The sequence below is a fragment of the Nocardia sp. CS682 genome, from assembly GCF_004634405.1.
GTDB lineage: Bacteria > Actinomycetota > Actinomycetes > Mycobacteriales > Mycobacteriaceae > Nocardia > Nocardia ninae.
Genome location: NZ_CP029710.1, coordinates 2,881,238 through 2,901,181, shown reverse-complemented (window position 1 = coordinate 2,901,181; position 19,944 = coordinate 2,881,238). Strand labels below are relative to the sequence as shown.

Sequence of the window (19,944 nt, the reverse complement as noted above, 5' to 3'; positions counted from 1 at the left end):
TCAGTTGACCTGTCTGTCCCGGTCGGCCCAGAACCGGTCGCGCAGCTGCCAGCGCAGGATCTTGCCGCTGGGATTGCGCGGAATGCGGTCGACGAACTCGAAGCGCACCGGAATCTTGAACCACGCCAGCTGCTCCCGGCAGAACGTCATCAGCTCACGCACCCGAACCTGCGCACCGGGCCGGCGCGCGACGAACGCGTGCACCGATTCACCCAGGATGTCGTCCGGCACACCGATCACCGCCGCGTCGGCCACGGCGGGATGCCGGGCCAGGGCGTTCTCGATCTCGGCGGGATAGATGTTCTCGCCGCCGACAATGATCATGTCCTTCAGCCGGTCTCGGATGTAGAGGTAGCCGTCGGCATCGACGTATCCGGCGTCGCCGGTGTGGATCCAGCCGTCGACCAGGGTTTCCGCGGTGGCCTCCGGCAGGTTCCAGTAGCCCAGCATGGCGGCGGGCGAGCGCAGGCAGATTTCTCCCACCTCGCCGGGTGGCCGCGGTGCACCGGAGGCGTCGATGACCTTGACGGACACACCGGGATACGGCCGGCCTGCGGCGGCCAACCGCGGATTGCCTGCCGCGTGCTCCGCGGGCGGCAGGCAGATCGCGGTGTTCCCGGTCTCGGTCAGCCCGTAGATCTGCGCGAACTCGGCGCCGAAGAGCTCCAACGCTTCCCGCAGCAGCGTCTCCGAAATGGGCGATCCGCCGTAGACGACTTTGCGCACCGACCCGACGGCCTCAGGCGTCACTCGCGGTTCGCCGAGGATCAGCCGCAGCATGGACGGGACGACACACATGGTGGTGATCCGGGCTTCCTCGATGATCGCCACCGCGGTGGTGCTGTCGAACCGCGGCATCGCCACATTGGTGATGCCTGCCGCGAAACCCTGCATGGCCCACCAGATTCCACCGACATGAAAGCCGGGGATGCCGATGAGATTGCGGTCTCCGTCGCGGAAGTCGATCCAGTCCAGCCCGGCCTGCGCGAGTGCTTCCGCGATGGCGAAGAAGCTACGTTGCGCCAGCACAACACCTTTGGGCAGTCCGGTGGTGCCGCTGGTGTACAGCTGGATCACCGCGTCGTCGCGACCCGATGGATGTTCGCCGGGGTCCGGGTCGCCGCCAACGGCCAGCCATCCGGCGAACTCGTCGCCGTCCATGCGGACCGAGCGAACGTGCGGCGCGGCGGATCTCACGATGTCGGCGGTGTCGGCGTCGACCAGCACCAGCGCGCTGCCCGAGTCCCGGATGATGTGTTCGACCTCCGGCGCGGTCAGCCGGAAGTTGATCGGCACCAGCACCGCGCCGAGCCGCGCGCAGGCGAAGAACAGCGCGTAGTAGTAGACGGACTCCTTGCCGAGATACGCCACCCGGCTGCCCTTATCGAGGTCCGCGGCACGCAAGGCACGGGCAAGTCGGATGCTGTCGGCGCGCAGCTGTGCGTAGTCGAGCCCTGTTCCAGCGCAGGCGATCGCCAGGGTGTCCGGACGACTCCGCGCGTGCTTCGCGAGGATCGAAGTCAGCGTGGGTGCACTCATCGCACCGCTCCCAGCGGTTGTTCGACGTCGACGATGGCCAACCGAACCGTGCCCGCGCAGCGTCCCCCTGCGTCGTCCCAGCACCGAAACGACGTGTCCAACGAGGTGAACGGCGCACCATCGATCGAGCTGACGCGTGCCTCGCTGCCGGCGAGGACGAACTCCCCGTAGAACCGCCGCGGATCGATCGGCCGCCGGAACTCGCTGTCCAGCCGGGTGATCAGGATGCCGGGCAGTTGGCGCCGCCAGTAGTCGTCCATGGTCCAGCCGCCGAACAGTGGACCGACGCGATGGCGCACCAGCACCGCGATGGTCTGGTAGAGCATCTGGTTATAACAGATGTTCACCTCGACTGAGTTGAGGTGACCGGTCGCATCGATGTAGTAGGACTCGGCGATCTCGAAAGTACCAGTGGCCGTTGCCTGTTCGCCCTGTGCCTCGACCGTCAGCTCGCGCAGATAACGGCAATGTGGCTTGTAGCAACGCAACACCTCCGACAGCAACAACGGATCGTTGGCGAACACCGCCCCGGTCACGCCGGGACGCCTTCGTCGTCGTACACGGTGACCCGGTGCGACACCGCGGGCTCACAGGTGGTGTTGTGCAGCGCCCGGTGCACCAGGCTGCGGTTGTCCCAGATGAGCAGATCGTCACGCTCGAAGGTCTGTAGCCGGATCGCCGGATGCTCGAAGGTTTCATCGAGTTGCCCAGTGGCGGCGAGCAATTCGTGCAGCAGATCAGGCCGGTCGGTGCCGTCGGCCGCGGTGATGGATTCGGTGAGCCCCTCGCTGACGTACACCACGGGCTCCCCGGTGTGCGGGTGCGGGTGCACCGTCGGCAGCGTCACCGGCGGCGTCTTCCGCTCGATCTCGGCGAGCAACTCGGACACGGGCCGGTAGACATCACTCGGCCGGATCTTGAAGTAGCGGCGCACGCTGTGCGTCGCGACCGTGTCGGCGACGGCCCGCCGCAGTTCGGGGCTGAGGTCGCGGTAGGCGCGGGCCAGGTCGATGAAGTAGGTGCCGCGGCTGTGCGTGGGCACCACCTGGGTGTGGGTGAACGTCAGGTCGAACGGCCGCGCCATGAACTGATAGTCCGAATGCCAGAACTTCCCGGTCTTGGGCACACCCACCCGCTGCCGGCCGGTGTCGACATTGGACGACACGAACACCTCGGGCACCTGCGGGTGGTGGTAGATCGGCTCGTAGTAGCGGACCGGGTCGCCGAAACCCCGGGCCAGCGCGACGAATTGGTGCGGATCGAGCTCGATGCCCTTGATCACCGCGATCCGCTCGCGGTACACGGCGCGCTTGACCGCGCGGACATCGTCGGGCGAGGTGGGGTCGAAGTCCTCGACCACCACACCGAAATCTCCCTGCGGGCTGATCCGCATGGCTGTTCGCTGCATAACCACGTAGTCGGCCAACTACGCCCTGTAGTTCCCCGGCATATCGTCGGTTGTGAGCTAGCCGACACTCGGTGTGCCCGGTGGCCGGACCGAACCCGAGCTCAGTGGGTCAGGCCGCAGGCTCGACGCGGTGACTGTCGATCAGGTTCCGCGCCATGGCTTGGGCACGTCGGGCCGCGTGCCGGTCGCCCTCGGTGGCGGACACGATCGAGCCCTTCATCAGGATGTGCCAGGACCTGGCGAAGTCGTCGGGGTCGCGCAACCCGGCTTCCTCGGCACGGGAGCGGACGAGGCCACGAATGTTGTCCAAGTGGTCGATGCTCGCCCGACCGGCGGGGTGCTCCGGGCCCATCTCCAGCAGCACATTGATGAACGTGCACGCCTCGAAGCCGTCGGTACCGAACCAGTCGTCGAGCACATCGAAGATGGCGAGCAGCCGTTCCTCCGCGGTGCTGCCGAGCCCGCGGGACCGCTGCTCGATCAGACCGAAGGTCCACAGCAGTTCGCGCCGGGCCAGCACCGCGAGGACCAGGTCGTCCTTGGTGCGAAAATGCCGGTACAGCGTCGCTTTCGCGATGCCCGCCCTGGCGATCACCTCGTCGACGCCGACATCTCGGATGCCACGCCGAGTGAACAGTTCGTAGGCGGTGGACAGGATCCGTTCGCGGGCACCGACAACCATGTCGTCGCTTGCCATCACGGTATAACCCTAACGCTGTACAGAGCTGTCGGGCCATGCTTCACTAGGAAGACAGGTCTGTCCCGTGTGGTGACAGACCGAGGAGTCGGCAAATGTCCCTCAATAACAACGAGCGGTTCTCCGGCCCGCCCCCGGACCGTTCGGTGCTGGAAGTTACTGAAGTTCTTCGTTTTTCGGTGTGCCGTCCGCGCCGCGACATCGCCGTGATGCTGGTGGTCGGCGAGATCGATCTGGGCACCGCGCCCAGTTTTCGTGATCAGCTCCGCCGACTGTTCAGCGGCGGTGCCGCCATGGTCGTGCTCGACCTCTCGCCGGTAACCTTCCTCGGCGCGGCCGGCCTGCGGGTACTGGTGGACGCGCAGACCCAGGCCGAAAAGACCAGGCGCCGAATGGTGTTGATCACCGAGGCGCGCTGTGTCGATCGCGTTCTGGAGGTGACCGGCCTGGCGCCCAGCTTCCACCGCGTGCGGTCGCTGGACGCCGCGCTGGCCGACAGCTCCGTGGGATACGAAGAGACGGCCTAGCTTTCGGCCTGGTGCTGCCTAGTTCAGCCTCTTCTCGACCCGATGCCGAGCGGTCTCGGCAAACCGGCCGCCGCGCTTGCGAGCGGTGTCGGCAAGCTCAGGGCCACGGTCGCGCGCGGTGTCCGCCAGCTCGGCGGCGCGCTCCCTGGCGACCTCCGCGTACTCCACCCCGCGCTCCCTGGCCAGCTCCGCCCACTCCGCGCCGCGGTGCTTGGCCACGTCGGCCAGCTCCGCGCCGCGCTCCCTGGCGAGCTCGGCCAGCTCGGCGCCGCGTTCACGAGCGAACTCGGCCCACTTCGGTCCGCGTTCCTTGGCCAGTTCGGCCCATTCGGCGCCGCGGTGCTTGGCCACGTCGGCCAGTTCCGCGCCGCGGTGCTTGGCGACATCGGCCAGCTCCGCGCCGCGCTCCTTGGCCGTCTCGGCCAGTGGAGCCGCGTGTTCCTTTGCGGCAGAAGCCCATTCGGGGCCGTGCTGCTGCACGGTCTCGGCGAGCTCGGAACCCTTGGCGGCCGCGGCGCTACCGAGACTGCCTGCCGCGGCGGCGACCTCGTGGGCACGGCGCTTCAGCAGCTCGCTGGTCGCGCCGTCGGAGGATCCGGTGAACGGCAGGGCCGCGGTGACCGTCGCCGCCGCATCACGGGCGGCCCGCTTGCCACGCCAGCCGAGCGAGGGCTTGCCCTCGGTGTCGGCGGCCGCGATCATCAGCCCGCCGAGCAACCCGAGATCCTTGAGGAACGCCTTGCGCTTGGTCGCCTTCTGCGCCGGATCCGGCTCGTTCCAGAAGTCCTGTTCGGTGACCGTGGCCGGGACGACGGTGGCCGCCAGCACCAGCGCGGCCAGGCGTGGCGCCTTGCCGAGGGCCAGCAGCACACCTCCGGCTACCTGAGCGCCCGCATTGATCCGTACGACGGTTCCCGGATCGCTCGGCAGCTTCGCGGCGTATTGCTCGGGCAGCTGACGCTGGCCTCGCTGCACCAGCTCGGTCGCCGCCTTGACTCGTGATTCCGGGCGTCGCAACGTATCGACACCCTCCACGACAAAGACAGTGGCCAAAAGCGGGCGGGCAAGTCGGCGTAACAACATGACGGATCCCTTTCCTCGACGGCTCTATTCGACCGGGTTCCCGGAAGGTGTCGCATCAAACCCGGTGGGCGGGGAGTAACGGGCGTATCGGACGTCGAATCTACACCGCGTAACAGCAATAATTTGGCTAACGATCAGCAGAGTGTGGATCCGAGGGATCCGCATGTCGTCGCTCAGCTGCCCGCCGGAAGGTACCGCCGATGAACTCCGCAACGGCCCCAACGACTTTCGAGGCCATCGTGGCCCCGCTGCCCGCCGCACCCGGCTGCACCTTCCGCTTCGATACCGTGCCCTGCCGACATCGCGCCGAATGGTTCATTCGCAAACGCGGCTGCTGCCACGTCGAGGGTGTCGACTTCATGTGCGATACATGTCACACCCGCGTCCACTGGCTGCTCACCCTCGGCGTCGAATTCGAGTGCGCCGGTTGCGGTGTGCGCTCGGACAGCTTCACCGAGCTGTATCCGACCGCAGGGCCGCTGTAGGGCAGCGCTCAGGACCCGCCGACGGCCTTCGGGACTGTGGCCCGGCCGGTCGTCGCCAGGAAGTCGGTGATGACCGCGGTGACCCGCTCCGGGTCCTCCATCATCGGCAGGTGCCCGCAGTCGGGCAGCTCGACCGCCGTGTGGACGTGCAGCCTGCGATTGAGGCGGGCGCCCGCGCGGGCCGAGAGAATGCGGTTCTGCTTCCCCCAGAGCGTGCAGATGGGCGGAAAGTCCGGCGGTGGGTCGAACCGATCGAAGGCGGCGTAGGCCGGGAAGTCCTGGACCAGGCCGTGCAGGGCGAACAAACGACCCCGATCGGACCAGTGGGCGCGCAGCCGCGGCGAATCCTGGAGTCGTTGCCGCTTGCCTCGGGTGCCCAGCTGGTTGGCCACGATCATCGACACGGCGCGGCCGGGCAGCGCGAGCCTGCGGGCCAGCGGGCCCAGCGGCAGCCGAGCGTCCGCCCAGGCGAGCGCCGCCGACTGCCCGGAGCTGACCGTGTCCCAGGTCAGCGGGTTGATCAGGACGAGCGCGCGTACCCGCCCCGGATGCCCCATCGTGTAGCTCAGCGCGGTGGCGCTGCCGAGGCAGTTGCCGACGAGCACCACGTCGGTGAGGCGGTGGGCGTCGAGGAAGGCGCCGAGCATGTGCACGTAGTCCGCGAGGCGGTAGCCGTCCGCGGGTTGCTCGGACTCGCCGTAACCGGGGAGGTCGAGCGCGAATACCTGGTGGTCGCGCCGCAGCACCGTCACCTGGTCGTCCCAGATATGGCGTTGGGTGCCCGCGTTGTGCAGGAAGACCACCGGCGCGCCGCTACCGGCCCGATCGAAGGCGACAGCCCTGCCCAGATGCTCGAAAACGTCCACAGTGACTCCTTGCGAGCGGCCGAGCGGCAATGCCCGATCCGTGCACAATTTTACGGCGTCGGCGTCGGCCTGTCCGAAGAGTGCTTCATACGTCGATGCCGGTGCGAACGACCTTCCCTGTCGCATTGCGCGGTAGCGCGGTGGTGGTCAGGCGCCACCGCGCGGGCACTTTGTAGTAGGCGATCAGTTCTGCGGCGAAGGCGCGCAACTCCTCTTCGGTTGCCGCCGAAGCGCTGTCGAGAACGACCAAAGCCGCGACCGTCTGCCCGAGATCGGCGTCGGGCACCCCGATCACCGCGCATTCGCGCACGGCCGGGTGCTCCTCGAGGCACTGCTCGATCTCGGTGGGGTAGACGTTCTCGCCGCCGCGCAGGATGAGATCCGAACGCCGGCCGGACAATCGCAGCCTGCCCTCGGTGAGCACGCCGATATCGCCGGTGCGCAGCCAGCGATCCTCGGTGATCGCGGCTGCGGTCGCCGCTGCGTCGTCCCAGTAGCCCAGCATCACGTAAGGGCTGCGCAGGCAGATCTCGCCTTCGGTGCCGTCCGGTACGGGGTTGCCCGCGCTGTCGCGGACCTGCACGGTGGCCCCGATGACGGGGCGGCCCACCGTATCCGGGAACGCCGCGAGCTCGGCCGGGCTGGCCAGGGTGGCTGCGGTACTGCACTCGGTGAGCCCGTAACTGGTGACCAGCGCTGTCCGCGCCACCGGAAGTTGTTCGCGCAGTCGCTGTTGCAGCGCGGCCGAGGACGGTGCCGAATTCAGCGAGAAGGAGGCCAGTGAGGACAGGTCGTACCGGGACAGGTCCTGGTCGAGCAGCCGGGTGGCCATGGTCGGCATGGCGCCCCAGTTGGTGATGCGCTCGCGTTCGATGAGGCGCAGCACCCGATCCGCGTCGAACGAGCCTTGATAGAGGACGGCGGTATCGCCGGTCACCAGCCGAGGCACCACCAGGTTGTGCAGGCTGGCGATGTGGAACAGCGGCGAGGTGAGCAGGAACCGCCGCCCGCTCGGCGGTTCGGTCGCGCCGGTGAACTCGGCGGCCATCGCGTCGTTGAACAGGTGATAGCCGATGACCGCCACCACGTTTCGATGCGAATGCACCGCGCCCTTCGGTCGCCCGCTGGTGCCACTGGTGTACAGAATGATCGCCGGGTCGTCTTCGTCCACCGCCGTGCGCGGGAGTTCGCTCCCACCGAATTCGGCGATCACGCCGGGCAACTCGTCTTCCATGGTGAGCACGGGCACGCGAATATCCAGCTCCGCCACCAGCGCCGCGCGTTTCGCGTCGACGACGAGCACGGCGGGCTCGGTGTGCTCGACACCGTAGGCGATTTCGCGGGGCGTCCACCACGCGTTGTAGCCCACCGCGATCGCGCCGAGGCATTGCGCCGCCCAGAACGTGACGACCCACTCGGGGGTGTTGGCGGCCAGAATGCCGATGCGGTCGCCCTTTCGGATGTCGTAGCGGTCGCGCAGCGCCGTGGCCAGCGCACCGACCGCCGCCGCGTGCTCGGCGAACGACATCCTGCGGTCCTCGGTGACGAGATAATCGCGCGCGCCCCAGGCGGTCGACGCCGCGAGCACGTCGCCGAGCGACTTGTCGCGGTGCCGCAGCACCGGCAGCGGCGCGCCGAGTACGTCCTCGACCACCATCTCGAATCGGCCACCGGGCCCGGTCAACCGGGCCGCCGCGGCCGCCGCGAACGCCTGCTGATCGAATGGCTTTGTCATATGCCGCACTTCCTCGTCTACGGAACCAATACCGCGCGGCCGGTGACCAGGCCGCGCTCGAGTCGGTCGAGCGCCTCGCGGCCTGCCGCCAGGTCGTATTGCTCGATCTCGACCGTGAGCTTGCCCGAGCGGGCCAGGGCGACGGACTCGATCAAGTCGGATTTGGTGCCGCCGTAGGACTTTCGGACCGACGCGCCCCACGGCCAGCCCGGCCCACCGGCGGGGCCCGCGGTGAGCTCCGGTGCGCCACCGCCGAGACCGATCATCCGGTACGCGCCGTTCGGGGCCACCGATTCCACGGCGAGCGTGGCCGTCTGATCGACGCCGACGAAGTCGAAGACCGCGTCGGCGCCGCGACCGTCGGTGCGGTCGAGAATGTGGCGGGCGGTGTCGGCGTCCGCGATCAGGCCCTCGGCCGCGCCGCATCGGGCGGCCAAAGCGAGCTTGTCCGCGCCGACGTCGACCGCGATCACCTGGGTCGCGCTGGTCGCGGCCAGGATCTGTACCGCGACATGACCGAGACCGCCGATGCCGATCACCACCGCGACCGAGCCGGGCCGAAGGTGTTCGCGGGCACCGCGAATCGCGTGATAGCTGGACAGCGCGGCATCGGCGAGCGGGGCGGCCTGGCGGAAGTCGAGGTCACCGATCGGCACGAAAGCGCTTGCCGGAATGCGGATGTACTCGGCCATGCCGCCGTCCGGACCGAGGCCGGGACACGGCGGCATCGCGGTGCGGCCTGCGGCCAGGCAGACATTCTCGTTGCCGGACACGCATTCCCGGCACACGCCGCAGGACCAGCACAGGTAGACGATGCCGCGTTCGCCGGCGGTGCGGCCGCCGACCTCGGCGCCGACCGCCTCGATGGTGCCAGCGACCTCGTGTCCGAGGGTCAGCGGTTCCTCGCGCAGCCGGAACGGGATGTGCAGCACATGCAGATCGGAGTGGCAGATCCCGGCCGCGCCCACCCGAAGCAACAGCTCGGTCGGGCCGATCTCGGGGACCGGAACCTCGCGCAGCTCCAGCACTCCCGGCTCGGTGAGTTGCAGTGCCCGCATCACGTGCGAGCCTCGGCGCCCACCGCGGTGAAGACCGCGCGCAGGTAGGCGTCGGCGCGGGCGGAGCCGATCAAACCCGGAGCCATCTTGTTCATGGTGTAGGCGAAGGTGATTCGGCGATCCAGGTCGTTGACGACGATGGCGCCGCCGAGCCCGGCCCACCAGCAGACCCGGCCGTCGGGTACCTCCGGTGCGGTCTGTCGCTGCGGCAGTCCGTAGCCGAGGCCGAAGCGCAGCGGCAGCAGCAGCGCCAGATCGGGGCCGTCCGACTGCTGCTCGAAGATCAGCTCGATCGTCCGCTCCGACAGCATCTTCCGCCCGTCCACCGTGCCGCCGTTGGAAACCAGCGACTGGATCCGGGCCACCGAACGGGCGTTGCCGTGACCGTTCACTGCACCGATCTCGGCCTGCCGCCAGGCGGCGCTGTTGGCCTGCTGAAGATCGAGCAGGGGGCTGGTAAGGGTCTTGACCAGGATGCTCGTCTGATCGAGCGAGGCCATGTCGAACTCCAGCATCGGCGGCGGTACCAGCGGCGCGATCCGGTGGTGGTGTTCGGGGGCGGTGCCGATATGGAAGTCGGCGGCCAGCGGCTCGGCGAGTTCTTCGGCGAAGAACTGCCCGAGGCCGCGGCCGGTGATCCGGCGGATCACCTCGCCGACCAGGTGCCCGTAGTTGAGCGCGTGATAGCCCGACGCGGTGCCCGGCGTCCACCACGGTGCCTGCGCCGCGAGCCGGGCGCTGGCCGCCTCGGTGTCGTAGATATCGGCCAGCTCGATCGGTTGCTCCCAGCCGGACACCCCGGAGGTGTGTCCGAGCAGCTGCCGAATCTCGATGTCGCCCTTGCCGTTCGCCGCGAACTCCGGCCAGTAGTGCGCGACCCGCTGCCGCACATCCAGCTCGCCACGGTCGACGAGCACCAGGGCGGCCAGCGCGGTCATTGTTTTGCTGATCGAGAAGACATTGACCAGCGTGTCCTCGGCCCACGGCACGGTGCGCTCGATATCGCGGTGCCCACCCCAGATGTCGACCACCGGTTCGCCGTCGACCGTCACGCAGATCGCCGCGCCGAGCTCCTCGCCCGTGGCCAGCTGGTTCGCCAATTCCGTACGTACGCCAGCGAATTGATCGGCGCAGAATCCCGAAGTAGTCATTGTCGCTCACTCACGCATGCTCGAGTGCGCGGGCAGGCACCGGTAGCGCATACCCCTTAGCCGCGGCACGCTTTGCGCCCCTTGCCATTTCCTTGTTCATGTCACGCACATACGGCTCGAACTCGATTTGGATCGTGTGCCGCGGCGAGTCGTAGTAGCGCCCGGCCCGGCGCTGCTCCGCCGCGCCGATCGCCGCGTGCATCTCCGTTTCGCTGGGCGGCAGGTACTTGCCGGTGAGGTAGGCGGCGACCAGTCGGCTCTGCTGCTCGGCGAAGTTCACCAGCGTCGGCAGCGGTTGCGCCAGACCCAGATAGAACAGGTTGTCCACTCCCGGCTTCATCATCTGCTGGAACAGTGGCATGCGGTTCTGCGCGTCCGGCACCAGGTTCGGATCCGCGAAGAACGGGAAGCTGATGTGATAGCCGGTGGCGCAGACGATCACATCCACCTCCTCGGTGCTGCCGTCGGCGAAGCGCACCCGTGGGCCGTCCAGCGCCGTGATGGCGGGCTTGAACGCGATATCGCCGCAGCCCGCGCGGTGCAGGAACTCCTCGCTGGCCGACGGGTGCGCCTCGAACGGCGCGTGATCGGGCTTGGGCAGCCCGTAGAACTCCATGTCACCGCGGAATTTACGCACGAAGCGCTGCTTGAGTTTCAAGCTGACCTTGCGCGGAATCCAGGCGGGCACACTCTGCTTGTCACCGACCTTGCCGTGCACGTACTTCGGCAGCACCCACACCCCGCGGCGGGCGGAGACGGTGAGCTTCGCCGCGACGAAGCGCTGCGACAGCTCCGAGGCGATATCCAGTCCGGAGTTACCCATACCGACGACAACGACCTTCTTGCCGCGCATATCGACCGGATCGAACGGATCGTTGTAAGCGTGGCTGTGGATGAGTACACCGTCGAATTCGCCGGGGTAGTCGGGCATGCGCGGATCCCAGTGGTGACCGTTGCAGACGATCAGCGCGTCGTAGTCGCGGGTGCGGCCGTCGTTCGCGGTGACCAGCCAGCGGCCGTCCGCCTGCCGCTCGGCCGCGGTGACCTTGGTGTTGAACAGGATTTTGTCCCGGAAGCCGAAATGGTCGACGTAATCCTTGAAGTACTGGAACAGCTGGGAATGGTGCGGGAAATCCGGCCAGCCCTCGGGCACGGGATAGTCCTCGAATGCCAGGCGGAACTTACTGGTGTCGATGTGCAGTGACTGGTAGCACGCCGACATTCCGTTGGGATTGTTGAAGTACCAGTTGCCGCCGACCTCGTCCGAGGCTTCGAACACCTCGAAGGGAATGCCGAAGTCTTGCAGGCGTTTCGCGGCGGTGATCCCGGAGGGGCCCGCGCCGATGACGCAGACCCTGGGCAGATCGGTTCGAGTCAATTCACTTGTCCTCGTGCTGGGAGGGGGTCACCAGCGGTGGCGCGCCCGGCGCCGAAACCGTCCGTAGCCGTGCGGCTTCGGGGGTGACGTAGGCAACAACGTAACACTGGCTAGACAGTGTGTCTAGTGAATGACGTATTGTCTAGTGAAGGCCATGGACGGCACGGGCATCAGTAGACTTGCCCCAGCGAAAGTCGCATGTCAGCACAACTTTCGACCGACAAGGGGTAAGCCGTTGCGCACGAACTCGACACCGGCGGGCGGCAGCCTGCGGGACGAGCAGAAGCAGCAGACCAGGGCCCGGCTGCTGGCCGGGGCCAAGGAGCTGTTCAGCACGCGCGGCTACGCGGCGGTGCGGGTGGACGACATCGTCGCGGCGGTCGGTTGCAGCCGGGCCACCTTCTATCTGCACTTCACCAGCAAGTTGGAGATACTGCGCGCGATCGCCGAGCAGAGCACCGCGCCCAGTGCCCTGCACTTCTACGAGGATCTCGACCGGGTGCTCGACACCGGCTCGCGCGCCGAATTCGTCGCCTGGGTGACCAGGGCCATCGACTGGTTCCACGAGTACAAGGACCTGCTGCCCGCCTGGGACGAGGCCACCGCGCTGGAGCCGGAATTCCGGGAGATCGCCCGCAACGGCATCCTGGCGCTGCCCAACGCGATGACTTCCTATCTCGACCGCTGGCCCGCCGAACGCGCCGACGAGGCGCGGCTGCGAGTGGAACTGCTTGTCGCCCAACTGGAGCGCTTTTTCACCCGCTGGGCGGTGCAGGGCACCATCAACGTCTCCGCCGAACGCGCGGCCGAGGTGCTCACCGATATTTGGTTCCCGGCGTTGCGCGCGCCGGTCGACGGCGACTGAGCGAAGCGGCGATCGGGCGCGGTATGCGGCCGTAGCTCGATATTCGCTGGCCCCGCGAGAATCGTGTTCTGGGACTCGATTTCGTAGCGGCCTGCGAATCTGTCGGTGCGGTGCGGCATCATCTGTGCACGCAGCCATCCACGAATATTGCTCGGAGTCACCATGCCGTCGCCTAAAACCAAGCCCAAGCCATTGTCGGACAGCGAGATTCAGCGGATCGCCACGGATATCGCCGGTGGCCGACCGCCCATGGTGTGGTTCACCGCCGCCGCGGTGGGCGTGCCGGAAGGACGGTCGGGAAAGGTGATCTCCCTCGGCGACCCGGCCGACGGAGACTTCCTGCAGGTCCGGCCCACCGGATCGAAGGATGTACTGTCCTTTTCTCCGACAGAAGTGACGTTGACCAAGCCGCCCCGCGGGGCGTCACCTGTTTCCACTGCCCAGCCGAAGTCGACAACCAGGAAGGAATCACCCGTGACCCAGCCGTCGACCTTGACGAGCACTGCGACACCACCCACCCCCAGTTCTGTCACGCCGCCACCGGTCGTCCCGAAACCCGTTGCGAGCACGCCGGAATCCGACGATCAGGACGGCGGTGCGAGCAAGCCCGCCGCCAAGTCCACCCCGGCCCCGGCGAAGGCCGCCAAGGCTCCCGCTCGGCCGAAGGCGAAGACGGCGGAGGTCACCGTCACCCTGACCGGCACCGCTGACGGCGAATGGTCCGTCGACGTGGTCAGCGGCAAGAAGCGCGCCGTGCGCGGGCTCGCGGTGCCGAGTTCGGCCGTGGCGCAGGCCGCCAAGATCCTGCACCCCGAGGTGGCCGACGTGGTGGCCGGCATCCTCGACGCGGCCAGGGAGGCGCAGGAGGCCAAGGTGCAGCAGTTACAGGCCGAGCTGGAGGCCGCCAAGCGCCTGCTCGACGAACTGGTCGACTAGCTCAGACCGCGGTGCTGGTGGACCTGGGGCTCGCGCGCCAGATCCGCCGGCCCGGCTCGGTGGCGGCATGCCGCGCCGGGTCGTTCGTCATGTGTCGCACCGCGGAGTCGGGCGCGTGCCGCGCGTCGTCGTGGAACGCGTAGCCGAGCGAGTATTCCTTCGCGTGATACATGGCCGAATCCGCATCCCGGATGAGGTCGTAGACGGTCGATTCGGCGCTGCGCGGGCTGCCGCAGGCGATGCCGATGCTCGCGGTGATCGGGATCTCGCCCGCGCTCAGGTCGAACGGCCGGACGAACGCGCCGAGCAGCTGCTCGGCGAGCGTCGCGGCCTGCTGCCGGTCGAGCGGGGACAGCACCACGAATTCGTCGCCGCCGTAGCGCGCGACCACATCCTCGCGCAGCACCACCCGGCGAATTCGCGAGGCCGCGTTCGCGATCAGCTCGTCGCCGACCGCGTGCCCGTAGCTGTCGTTGACCATCTTGAAGCCGTCCAGATCGATGAACAGCAGACACAGCGGCTGTTCGGCCCAGCGCTCGCTGTTGCGGTTCAGCGCGCGTAGCAACGCCGATCGGTTCAACAACCCGGTGAGCACGTCGTGGTCGGCCTGGTACTGCGCGCGCCGCTCGCTGCGGGAGCTGCGCACGATGGCGCGCTCGCTGCGGACCAGCACCCCGATGAGCAGCAGCGCGAACAGCGACGACACCACCACTCGGTTCAGCGGGTCCAGCGAGGAGCCGACCACCGGCACCAGCGAGGCCACGATCAACGCGACCGCGATGAAGCTGGCGCGCTGACGCGAGTGATGTGGATGGATCTCGCGCGGCGTACCCAGGCTCGTCATCGTCGGGTGCAGCGCCGCCACACCGACGATCGCGTACGCCGCCAGCAGTGGCGCCACCTGGATCTCGCGGCTGATCGCCGCGGTGCCCGCCGCCGTCATATTGTCGGCCAGATCGCCGAGCAGTGCCGCGATCAACCCGAGATGGATCAGATCCAGCGAGGTTTCCGAGCGGGTCGAGGTGGCCACCGAGTGCGCGACCAGCGTCAGCAGCAGCGCGTCCAGCACCGGATAGGTCGCCGCCACCATCGTCTTCAGCACCGTGTCGTGCGACTGGAGGATCGGTGAGATGAGGAAGGTCCAGGACGCGAGCAGCGCGCCGAGCCCGATCAGCCCGGAGTCCAGCAGCAGGTCGTGATTGCCGCGAGTCTGGCGCGGGCGCAGCCAGATCAGCGCGGCGAGGCCAACGGTCAGGTACCCGAGCAGGGTGAACGCGTCGTTGAGCCAGTGGTCGGCCTCGCGCAGCGCCACCCCGGTCGCGGACAGTACGGCCGAGGCCGACAGCAGATACCAGGGCAGGGGGCGGGTGGGCCGGTGCGTCCAGAGGCCGAAGCCGATCATGGTCAGCGTGCCCGCCAGGATGGCCGTCAGCGTGAGATACGACAACAGCGGGGCATCGACCCACAGGTGGAGCGCGATCATGGCCGCGCTGCCTCCGAGAAGCAGTGCGTACCATCGTGTTCGGAGCAGGTATCGCCGCTCCGACTGCCGCTCTGCGCTGACTGCCATCAGCCCCCCTTGGTCGCTCCATCCCCTGTGAACCAGGCTCGGTAGAAGGTTAATGAATCCTCCACCGAGACCTCGAGATTCGCTGCGTCGAGCACCGCCTGTACACATTCGGTGAACCAGAACCGAGTGTTGTTGTACGAGCAGACGTCCCAACCGACCGCGGCACGGTCGGCAACCAGAACCTGGACAACTGACTCGATCATGGCACGAAATGCGGGTCCTTGTCGTGCACTTGGCGCAACAAGGGTGATACCGACGTAATAGATCGCGTCGCGTGCCGCGTGCTCCGGATATCGGGAGGTGAGATATTCCGGACTGATCCACGAGATGGTGTCGAGGTGGTTGGTCAGGGTGGTCAGCCCGATCGGCTCCCCGGCGTCGTTCCATGCGACGTGTTTGTCCACCCGGGGATCGACCATTTCCGCACGGAATTCGTCGGGGTCCAGCACTTGCTTGACGATCGTTTTAGTGCGCAGCGGCCCGAACGACTCCTCGTAAAGGCGGTGGAATATCGCTATCTGGTCGTCCGGGATCTTGGTTTCGATGGTGATGCGCAGGTCGTTCATGAGGACTGACTCCAGGACTTCCAGGCTTGAGCGGATCTGAGCCTGTTCGGTGTTTCGACTGTGCATCATGGAACGCGAATCGCGCACCTGCGGCGGCCGAAAGCAGTGCTCGTGCGGCGTGTCTCGTAACGTGGGGCAGGGCAACCGGACTCGACAGACAGCGAGGGGCAAGTGCAGAAGTGGGTGGCACCGGGGCGGGTCAACATCATCGGCGAGCACACCGATTACAACGACGGCTTCGTGCTGCCTATCGCACTGCCGCTGGTGATGGAGTGCGCGGCACGGGTGCGCGCGGACGGGCAGGTGCGGGTGGCCTCCCGGCAGCGGCCCGCGGAGACCGTGCTGGTCGAGGTGGCCGAGCTGGCGAAACGCCGGGACGGGGTGCCCGGCTGGTCGCGGTACCCGCTCGGCGTCGTCGCCGAATTCGTGCGGCGCGGTCACCGGATCAGCGGGGTCGAGCTCGAGCTGGACGGCGCCGTGCCGATCGGCGCCGGACTGTCGTCGTCCGCGGCGCTGTCCTGTGCGGTGGCCATCGCGCTGCGGGATTTGTTCGCGCCCGCCGTCACCGATCGCGAGCTGATCGACCTCGCCCGCGCCGCGGAGAACGGCTATGTGGGCGCGCCGACCGGTTTGCTGGACCAGTCGGCCTCGATCCTCTGCACGGCGGGGCACGCGCTGTTCCTCGACGTGCGGCGCTTCGCCGCCGAGGCCGGCGATTCTGATGCGAATACTGTTGCGCACGAACAGATTCCATTCGATCTGGCGCGATTCGGACTGGAGCTGTTGGTGATCGACACCGGCCAGCCGCACGAGCTGGTCGACGGTGGCTACGGCGAACGACGCGCCCAATGTGAAGCTGCCGCCGCGGAACTCGGTGTGCCCGCGCTGCGCGACGTCGATTCGGTGACCGCGCTCGCCCGAATCACCGATGTGGTGTTGCGCCGCCGGGCGCGACACGTGGTGACCGAGAACGCCCGAGTGTTGACAGTTGCCGAAAAATTGCGGAGCGGTGCCGACCCGCGCGCCATCGGGCCGGTTCTCACCGAGGGGCACGCCTCGCTACGCGACGATTTCGAGGTGTCGACGCCCGAGCTGGACGCCGCCGTCGCCGCGGCGATCGCGGCGGGGGCGCACGGCGCGCGGATGGTCGGTGGCGGATTCGGCGGCAGTGCACTCGCGCTGGTCGATCGCGAGCGCACCGCGGCCGTGGTGGCGGCCGTGCGGAATCGGTTCGCCCGCGCGGGCTTTGCCGAGCCGCGCACCTTCGTCGTCGGCCCGGCGGCCGGTGCGCACCGCGCCGACTGAGCGACCGCCCAGGTTTTGTGCACGATTGTGGCCCCCGAGTGAGGCACAATCACGCAGAGTAGGTGTCGGCCGACACCATTCGGCCGGCGACGAGGGAGTCGCGCGCGCCACGCTGTACCCGTAGACGCACGATCTCGTACCACGAAGGATCTCGCTCGACGCCCGGTTTCACCGCCAGGAGGGACGCTGTGCCGCTTGTCGATTCACCCGTTCTGCCGTCCGCGCTGCTCGCCGCCGAGCCGCAGTCGATGGCATCGACCTATTTAGACGCCTCGGAGTTGCGACTGGACGCGGCTCCAGTCGACTTCGCCCTGGTCGCCTTATATTTCGTGTTTGTACTCGGCATCGGTTTACTCGCCAGACAGCGGGTCTCGTCCAGCATCGACTTCTTCCTGTCCGGGCGTTCGCTGCCCGCCTGGGTGACCGGGCTCGCGTTCATCTCCGCGAACCTCGGTGCCGTCGAGATCATGGGCATGTCGGCCAACGGCGCCCAATTCGGCTTCCCCACCTTCCACTACTTCTGGATCGGCGCGATCCCCGCCATGCTGTTCCTCGGCGTGGTGATGATGCCGTTCTACTACGGCTCCAAGGTGCGCAGCGTGCCGGAGTTCATGCGCAGGCGCTTCGGTACCGGCGCGCACCTGGTGAACGCGCTCAGCTTCGCGATCGCCCAGGTGCTGATCGCGGGCGTCAACCTGTATCTGCTCGGCACCATCCTGAATGTGCTGCTCGGCTGGCCGCTGTGGCTGTCGGTGGTCATCGCGGCGGTGATCGTGCTGTCCTACATCACCCTCGGCGGGCTGTCGGCCGCGATCTACAACGAGGTACTGCAGTTCTTCGTGATCGTGGCCGCGCTGCTGCCGCTCACGCTGGTCGGTCTGCACAAGGTCGGCGGCTGGGACGGGTTGCGGGAGAAGGTGTCCGCGTCGCCGGGTGGCGCCACGCAACTCGACTCGTGGCCCGGCAACGAGCTCAGCGGGTTCGGCAACAACATGCTCTCGGTGCTCGGCATCGTGTTCGGGCTCGGGTTCGTGCTCTCGTTCGGGTACTGGACCACCAACTTCGTCGAGGTACAGCGCGCGTTGGCGACGCACTCCATCTCGGCGGCCCGGCGCACCCCGATCATCGGCGCGTACCCGAAGATGTTCATCCCGCTGATCGTGGTGATCCCCGGCATGATCAGCGCGGTGCTGGTGCCGCAGATGAGCGAGTACAAGGCGGCGAAGACGGCGAATCCGGACTTCAGCGGTGACACCACCTACAACCAGGCGTTGCTGTATCTGATGAAGGACGTGCTGCCCAACGGCCTGCTCGGGGTGGGCATCGCGGGTCTGCTCGCGGCGTTCATGGCCGGTATGGCGGCCAATATCTCGGCGTTCAACACGGTGTTCAGCTACGACCTGTGGCAGCAGTACGTGCGCAAGGACCGTCCGGACGGGTACTACCTGTCGATCGGCCGGTGGGCGACCGTCGGCGCGACGGTGACGGCGATCTTCACCGCGTTCATCGCGTCGAGCTTCAGCAACATGATGGACTACCTGCAGACGCTGTTCAGCTTCTTCAACGCGCCATTGTTCGCGACGTTCATCCTCGGCATGTTCTGGAAACGGATGACGCCGACCGCGGGCTGGATGGGTCTGGTCTGCGGAACCGGTTCCGCCGTGGTGATTTTCATCCTGCACCAGATGGAGGTGTTCCATCTGTCGGGCCAGGGCTCGAGTTTCGTGGCCGCCGGTGTGGCGTTCGTGGTCGACATCGTGGTCAGCGTGCTGGTCACCCAGGTGACCCAGCCCAAGCCGGTCGCCGAACTCGTCGGCCTGGTCTACTCGGAGACGCCGAAGGAAGTGCGCACCGATCCGGAGCAGGCCTCGCTGCCCTGGTATCAGCGCCCGGTGCTGCTCGCGGGCATCGCCCTGGTGCTCGTCATCGCTCTCAACATCATCGTCGGATAAGGAGCCGCCATGCTTTTCGACATCCGCACCATCGTCGGCGCCCTACTCGGCAGCTACGGCGTCATTCTGATCATCACCGGTCTGGTCAGCCACACCGCCGCCGATGAAGCCAAAACCGGTGGCATCAATGTGAATCTCTGGGCGGGTATCGGCATGGGCGTGGTTTCCCTGCTCTTCATCGCCTGGGTCGTCTTGCGCCCGATCGCGGTGCCGGAGAAGGCGCCCGCCGCGGAGTTACCGGACGAGCCGTCGGAAATTCCCTGATGTACGCGCAACCCCGCCCGGATCGCCCGGGCGGGGCCCGCGTATTCAGTTGTGTCGCAGGGGATTATCGGAAGGCCTGGCGGCCCTGATCCGCGTGACCCGGCGCGCCGAGCCGTGGCAGCAGGGCGCCGAGGACGACCATGCCGAGGCCGAGGCCGAAGTGCAGCCAGTTGTCGGCATCGTTGACCGGGACGAAGTTGGCGGCGCTGCCCTTATCGATGATCAGGCCGTAGAGCCACAGCACCAGATAGATGGCGCCGCCGCCGATCAGGAACCAGCGGGCGCCCTGGAAGGTGCGTGCGGCGAGCAGGCCGGCTACGCCGAACAGCAGGTGCACGATGTTGTGCAGCACCGAAACTTCGAATACGCCAAGCAGTTTGGCGTCGGAGTGGTGCCCGGCGAAGGTCATCGTGTCGTAGTCGGTGGTGACGCCCGGAATGAAGCCGAGGACACCGACTATCAAGAAGACGGCGCCTACGGCGAGGGCGGCGATTCTGGTCGGCGTCCATTCGGTGGTTGCCGCGTTCGGCTGGAATGTTGCCATGACTGGCTGCCTTTC

The 19,944-nt window shown here is 67.4% G+C and carries 20 protein-coding genes; 7 read left to right on the top strand and 13 right to left on the bottom strand.

Annotated elements, in window-relative coordinates; all coding sequences use genetic code 11:
- The 4 genes from DMB37_RS13065 to DMB37_RS13050 all read right to left on the bottom strand — a co-directional run bounded on the left by DMB37_RS13065 (position 1) and on the right by DMB37_RS13050 (position 3,644).
- Positions 1-1,539 carry a long-chain-fatty-acid--CoA ligase gene (locus DMB37_RS13065; RefSeq protein ID WP_135232927.1) on the bottom strand — a complete coding sequence of 513 codons (1,539 nt, stop codon included), beginning with the start codon at positions 1,537-1,539 and terminating at the stop codon, positions 1-3.
- Positions 1,536-2,075 (bottom strand): FcoT family thioesterase, encoded by a 540-nt coding sequence (locus DMB37_RS13060; protein WP_135232926.1) that lies wholly within the window; start codon positions 2,073-2,075, stop codon positions 1,536-1,538. Before DMB37_RS13060 ends, DMB37_RS13065 begins: the two co-directional genes overlap by 4 nt.
- Positions 2,072-2,947, bottom strand: coding sequence for a TauD/TfdA family dioxygenase (locus tag DMB37_RS13055; protein WP_240772377.1), 876 nt, complete (start codon positions 2,945-2,947; stop codon positions 2,072-2,074). Before DMB37_RS13055 ends, DMB37_RS13060 begins: the two co-directional genes overlap by 4 nt.
- A gap of 109 nt (positions 2,948-3,056) precedes the next feature.
- Positions 3,057-3,644, bottom strand: a complete 588-nt coding sequence (locus tag DMB37_RS13050) for a TetR/AcrR family transcriptional regulator (RefSeq protein ID WP_135237546.1) — start codon at positions 3,642-3,644, stop codon at positions 3,057-3,059.
- Between the two features lie 95 nt (positions 3,645-3,739).
- Here DMB37_RS13050 and DMB37_RS13045 point away from each other — a divergent pair, with 95 nt between their 5' ends.
- On the top strand, positions 3,740-4,171 hold the full coding sequence (locus DMB37_RS13045) for an STAS domain-containing protein (RefSeq protein ID WP_135232925.1): 432 nt from the start codon (positions 3,740-3,742) through the stop codon (positions 4,169-4,171).
- 18 nt (positions 4,172-4,189) lie between these two features.
- Here the strand turns inward: DMB37_RS13045 and DMB37_RS13040 are convergent, their stop codons facing one another.
- Positions 4,190-5,254, bottom strand: a complete 1,065-nt coding sequence (locus DMB37_RS13040; RefSeq protein WP_135232924.1) for a DoxX family protein — start codon at positions 5,252-5,254, stop codon at positions 4,190-4,192.
- 200 nt (positions 5,255-5,454) lie between these two features.
- Here DMB37_RS13040 and DMB37_RS13035 point away from each other — a divergent pair, with 200 nt between their 5' ends.
- Positions 5,455-5,739: a hypothetical protein gene (locus tag DMB37_RS13035; protein ID WP_107658887.1), complete on the top strand. Its 285-nt coding sequence runs from the start codon at positions 5,455-5,457 to the stop codon at positions 5,737-5,739.
- Between the two features lie 8 nt (positions 5,740-5,747).
- Here DMB37_RS13035 and DMB37_RS13030 read toward each other — a convergent pair whose 3' ends face one another.
- The 5 genes from DMB37_RS13030 to DMB37_RS13010 form a co-directional block, all read right to left on the bottom strand.
- The gene (locus DMB37_RS13030) at positions 5,748-6,605 is read right to left on the bottom strand and encodes an alpha/beta fold hydrolase (RefSeq protein WP_167768831.1); all 858 of its coding nucleotides are present in this window, start codon (positions 6,603-6,605) and stop codon (positions 5,748-5,750) included.
- A gap of 85 nt (positions 6,606-6,690) precedes the next feature.
- Positions 6,691-8,340 (bottom strand): class I adenylate-forming enzyme family protein, encoded by a 1,650-nt coding sequence (locus tag DMB37_RS13025; protein ID WP_135232922.1) that lies wholly within the window; start codon positions 8,338-8,340, stop codon positions 6,691-6,693.
- Positions 8,341-8,357: 17 nt separating this feature from the next.
- Positions 8,358-9,398, bottom strand: coding sequence for an NAD(P)-dependent alcohol dehydrogenase (locus DMB37_RS13020; protein ID WP_135237545.1), 1,041 nt, complete (start codon positions 9,396-9,398; stop codon positions 8,358-8,360).
- The gene (locus tag DMB37_RS13015) at positions 9,398-10,549 is read right to left on the bottom strand and encodes a serine hydrolase (protein WP_135232921.1); all 1,152 of its coding nucleotides are present in this window, start codon (positions 10,547-10,549) and stop codon (positions 9,398-9,400) included. Before DMB37_RS13015 ends, DMB37_RS13020 begins: the two co-directional genes overlap by 1 nt.
- Positions 10,550-10,559: 10 nt before the next feature.
- Positions 10,560-11,927 carry an NAD(P)/FAD-dependent oxidoreductase gene (locus DMB37_RS13010; RefSeq protein WP_135232920.1) on the bottom strand — a complete coding sequence of 456 codons (1,368 nt, stop codon included), beginning with the start codon at positions 11,925-11,927 and terminating at the stop codon, positions 10,560-10,562.
- Between the two features lie 235 nt (positions 11,928-12,162).
- On the opposite strand from DMB37_RS13010, the gene DMB37_RS13005 reads away from it, so the two are divergent.
- Both DMB37_RS13005 and DMB37_RS13000 read left to right on the top strand, forming a co-directional pair.
- Positions 12,163-12,792 (top strand): TetR/AcrR family transcriptional regulator, encoded by a 630-nt coding sequence (locus DMB37_RS13005; RefSeq protein WP_240772376.1) that lies wholly within the window; start codon positions 12,163-12,165, stop codon positions 12,790-12,792.
- 162 nt (positions 12,793-12,954) lie between these two features.
- On the top strand, positions 12,955-13,728 hold the full coding sequence (locus DMB37_RS13000; RefSeq protein WP_135232918.1) for a DUF6319 family protein: 774 nt from the start codon (positions 12,955-12,957) through the stop codon (positions 13,726-13,728).
- Between the two features lies 1 nt (position 13,729).
- On the opposite strand, the gene DMB37_RS12995 is transcribed toward DMB37_RS13000, so the two are convergent.
- Positions 13,730-15,211 carry a GGDEF domain-containing protein gene (locus DMB37_RS12995; RefSeq protein ID WP_135232917.1) on the bottom strand — a complete coding sequence of 494 codons (1,482 nt, stop codon included), beginning with the start codon at positions 15,209-15,211 and terminating at the stop codon, positions 13,730-13,732.
- A gap of 86 nt (positions 15,212-15,297) precedes the next feature.
- Positions 15,298-15,864 carry a hypothetical protein gene (locus DMB37_RS12990; RefSeq protein WP_135232916.1) on the bottom strand — a complete coding sequence of 189 codons (567 nt, stop codon included), beginning with the start codon at positions 15,862-15,864 and terminating at the stop codon, positions 15,298-15,300.
- 171 nt (positions 15,865-16,035) lie between these two features.
- On the opposite strand from DMB37_RS12990, the gene galK reads away from it, so the two are divergent.
- From galK to DMB37_RS12975, 3 genes are all read left to right on the top strand, one after another.
- The gene (gene galK, locus DMB37_RS12985) at positions 16,036-17,169 is read left to right on the top strand and encodes a galactokinase (protein WP_135232915.1); all 1,134 of its coding nucleotides are present in this window, start codon (positions 16,036-16,038) and stop codon (positions 17,167-17,169) included.
- A gap of 248 nt (positions 17,170-17,417) precedes the next feature.
- Complete coding sequence (locus DMB37_RS12980; RefSeq protein WP_135237544.1) at positions 17,418-19,121, top strand: sodium:solute symporter family protein; 1,704 nt, start codon at positions 17,418-17,420, stop codon at positions 19,119-19,121.
- A 9-nt stretch (positions 19,122-19,130) separates the two neighbouring features.
- Positions 19,131-19,385: a hypothetical protein gene (locus DMB37_RS12975; RefSeq protein ID WP_135232914.1), complete on the top strand. Its 255-nt coding sequence runs from the start codon at positions 19,131-19,133 to the stop codon at positions 19,383-19,385.
- A 64-nt stretch (positions 19,386-19,449) separates the two neighbouring features.
- Here DMB37_RS12975 and DMB37_RS12970 read toward each other — a convergent pair whose 3' ends face one another.
- Positions 19,450-19,929, bottom strand: coding sequence for a DUF4383 domain-containing protein (locus tag DMB37_RS12970; protein WP_135232913.1), 480 nt, complete (start codon positions 19,927-19,929; stop codon positions 19,450-19,452).
- Positions 19,930-19,944: the final 15 nt, after the last annotated feature.